Annotated in this window: 3 protein-coding genes; all 3 read right to left on the reverse strand. The window is 68.0% G+C overall.

The features are described 5' to 3' along the window. Positions 1–81 precede the first annotated feature (81 nt). Positions 82–930, reverse strand: coding sequence for a citryl-CoA lyase (locus EOA33_RS28665; RefSeq protein ID WP_127407173.1), 849 nt, complete (start codon positions 928–930; stop codon positions 82–84). Further along, positions 927–2,111 (reverse strand): CoA transferase, encoded by a 1,185-nt coding sequence (locus tag EOA33_RS28670; protein WP_127407174.1) that lies wholly within the window; start codon positions 2,109–2,111, stop codon positions 927–929. Before EOA33_RS28670 ends, EOA33_RS28665 begins: the two co-directional genes overlap by 4 nt. Positions 2,112–2,126: 15 nt before the next feature. Beyond that, on the reverse strand, positions 2,127–3,456 hold a 1,330-nt coding region (locus tag EOA33_RS28675), incomplete at its 5' end, for a tripartite tricarboxylate transporter permease (RefSeq protein ID WP_127407175.1).

Below are 3,456 nucleotides of genomic sequence, written 5' to 3' on the forward strand. Positions count from 1 at the left end.
GCTTATCGACGAGCCGGATCTGTCGACGTTGCTGAGGGACTTGACTGTCCCCCAGACCGAGCCTGCCGACGCGATTTGAGATCAGCTGCTCTCATCCTCGCGCCCGGGAAACGGTCGTACCGGAATACCCGTATAGGCCCACAGCCATTCCCGCGGCAGCGGCCCCTTGTTGCGCTCGGTTTCCTGCGACTGCTCCCAGGCATGCGCCAGGATGCCGACCGAGCGCGACAGCACGAACAGGCCGCGCGTCAGCGGCGGCGGGAAGCCGAGCTCGCCATAGATCACCGCCGTCGCGCCGTCGATGTTGAGCGGGATGCGCTTGCCCTTGCGCCGCGCCACCTCGGCCTCGATGGCCTCTGCGATGTCGGCGAAGCGGCCGCTGACCACGCGGCGCGCCGCGAAATCGCGGGTCAGTTCGATGAGCCGCGGCGCGCGCGGATCAACCGGATGGAAGCGATGGCCGAGACCCGGCACATAGCCCCTGTCTTCGGCGAAGAAGCGATCGAGCCGCGCCGCCACCGCATCGGCCAGCGTCGTGCCCCGGTCCATCACCGCGGCGATGTCGCCGTAGAAGGAAAGCGCCTGCTCGCCGGCGCCGCCATGCACGTCGCCCAGCACGTTGATGGCCGAGGCCATCGCATTGTTGATGCCGACGCCGCAGGTCGCCGCCATGCGGGCGATGGCGATCGACGGCGCCTGCGGCCCGTGGTCGACGGCAGCACCCAGCGCGATGCCGAGCAGCGCCGCCTGGTCCTCGCTGGGCAATTCGCCGCGCAGCATCAGCCAGATCATCGCCGGAAAGCTGACGCGGCCAATGAGGTCCTGTATCTCGTAGCCGCGGAGCCGGATCACGCCAGGGCTCATCTCGATGATGCCGGTCCGCCACCATTCCTCGCCGCGCGCGCGGCCGGCCTTTTTCTCCTGGCTCATGCCTGCGCTCTTGTCTTGCCGCGCGCCGGCAGCGTCGCAAAGACGTCATCCATATGTTCGCCCAGCGCCGGCGGCGGCCCGGCCGGCAATGGCGCTGCGCCGTCGACCATGAAGCCGCCGCGCACCACGGTCAGTGCTTGATCCATGCCGGGCATGCCTTCGAAGCGGGTCGTCATGCCGCGCTCTGTCACTTGGCGCTCGCCGAGCACTTGCGGGATGGTCAGCACCCGTCCGGCCGGCACGCCGGCGCGGTTGAGCTTTTCCTCCCAGGCGGCCGCCGAGGCACCCGCCAACGCGTCCTCGATCAGCACCTTCAGCGCCGCGCGGTTCTGCTTGCGCGTCTCGCGTTCGGCAAAGCGCGGATCGGACGCCAGCTCCGGCCGGCCGATCAATTGGCAGAGCGTGACGAACTGCTCCTGCTTGTTGGCGGCGATGTTGAGCAGCCCCTCGCCGGTGCGGAACGCGCCGGACGGTGCTGCCGTCATGTTCTCATTGCCCATCGGCCGCGGCTCGACGCCGGCAGTCAGATAGTTGGACACCGGCCAGCCAAGTGCAGAGAGTGTGCATTCGAGCATCGACACGTCGAGGAACGCCCCCTCGCCGGTCGTCTTCTGCTTGACCAGCGCGGCGGCGATGGCGAAGGCGCCGACCAGCCCGCCCAGCGTGTCGGCGACCGGATAGCCGACACGTAGCGGCGCCGTCTCCGGGGTGCCGGTGATGCTCATGATGCCCGACAGCCCCTGGATGATTTGGTCGTAGGCCGGATTGTCGCGCATCGGCCCGCTCTGGCCGAACCCCGATATGGCGCAGTAGACGAGGCCGGGACGGACCGCCTTCAGGCTGGCATGGCCGAGACCGAGCCGATCCATCACGCCCGGCCGGAAGTTCTCCACCAGCGCATCGGACGAGGCGACCAGGTCGAGGAAGCGGTCGCGATCGGCCTCCTTCTTGAGATCGAGCACGACCGATCGTTTGCCGGCGTTCTGCGCCAGGAACGAGGCGCCCATGCCAGCCTGGTTGAGTTTTGCCGAAGCGCCGAGCTGGCGCGCCAGATCCCCGCCATTCGGCGCCTCGACCTTGATCACGTCGGCGCCGAGCAGCGCCAGCTGGTAGGCGCAGTAAGGGCCGGCCAGAACATTGGTCAGGTCGAGGACGCGGATGCCCGAAAGCAGGTCTGTCATGATGCTCCAGTTCGATCAGGCATCGCCAGGCACATGCTCCGGTCCGCGCCGGCGCCGGTGCTCGATCCAGGCCCAGATATGCGGCCCGACGAGACCGATGAAGGCCAGCGTCAGCAGCGTCAGCGACAGCGGATGCCGGTAGAACACCGTCCAGTCGCCATTGGCGATGGTCATCGCGCGGCGGAACTGCGTTTCGGCGAGCGGCCCGAGGATCATGCCGATGATGACGGGCGCGGTCGGGAAATCGAAGCGCCGCATCAGGAAACCGGCCGCTCCCAGGAGATAAAGGATGACGAGATCAATCGGCGACTGCGAGATGCCGTAGGTGCCGACGGTGGCGAACACCAGGATGCCGGCATAGAGCTGCGGCGCCGGGATCTTCAACAGCCGCACCCACAGGCCGATCAGCGGCAGGTTGAGGATGACGAGGATGACGTTGGCGATGAACAGGCTGGCGATCAGGCCCCAGACGAGGTTGGCCTGCGTCGTCAGAAGCAGCGGTCCGGGATTGATGCCGTAGCTCTGGAAGGCCGACAGCATGATCGCGGCGGTCGCCGAGGTCGGCAGGCCAAGCGTGAGCATCGGCACCAGCACGCCGGCGGCGGACGCATTGTTGGCGGCTTCCGGGCCGGCGACGCCCTCGATGGCGCCGACCGTGCCGAACTCCTCCTTGTGCTTCGACAGCTTCTTCTCGATCGCATAGGACAGGAAGGTCGGGATCTCGGCGCCGCCGGCCGGCATCGCACCGATCGGGAAGCCGATCAGGGCACCGCGCAGCCACGCCTTCCACGAGCGCGCCCATTCGGCGGCGGTCATGTAGAGCGAGCCCCTGAGCGGCACGATCTCGTCCTTGCCGGCATAGCGGCGCGAGGCCATGTAGAGCGTCTCGCCGACGGCGAACAGGCCGACGGCGACGATGATCACATCGACGCCGTCGAGCAGCTCGCCCGTGCCGAAGGTGAAACGCGGCTGTCCGGTCTGCAGGTCGACGCCGATCATGCCGATGACGAAGCCGACGAACAGGCTGGTGAGACCCCGCACCGACGACGAGCCGAGCACCGCCGAGACGGTTATGAAGGCCAGCACCATCAGCGAGAAATACTCGGCCGGGCCGAAGGCCAATGCGAACTTGACCACGATCGGCGCCAGGAAGGCGACGCCCAGCGTCCCGATGGTGCCGGCGACGAAGGAGCCGATCGCCGAGGTGGCGAGCGCCGCGCCGCCGCGGCCGGACCGGGCCATGCGGTTGCCCTCGAGCGCGGTGACGATGGTGGCGCTCTCGCCGGGGGTGTTGAGCAGGATCGACGTCGTCGAGCCGCCATACATAGCGCCGTAATAGATGCCG

The sequence above is a fragment of the Mesorhizobium sp. M4A.F.Ca.ET.050.02.1.1 genome, assembly GCF_003997725.1.
Classification (GTDB): Bacteria; Pseudomonadota; Alphaproteobacteria; order Rhizobiales; family Rhizobiaceae; genus Mesorhizobium.

Excerpts from the sequence above, each read along its gene's own strand:
- EOA33_RS28665 (WP_127407173.1), bottom strand. The coding sequence starts at position 930 with ATGAGCCAGGAGAAAAAGGCCGGCCGCGCGCGCGGCGAGGAATGGTGG.
- EOA33_RS28670 (WP_127407174.1), bottom strand. The coding sequence starts at position 2,111 with ATGACAGACCTGCTTTCGGGCATCCGCGTCCTCGACCTGACCAATGTT.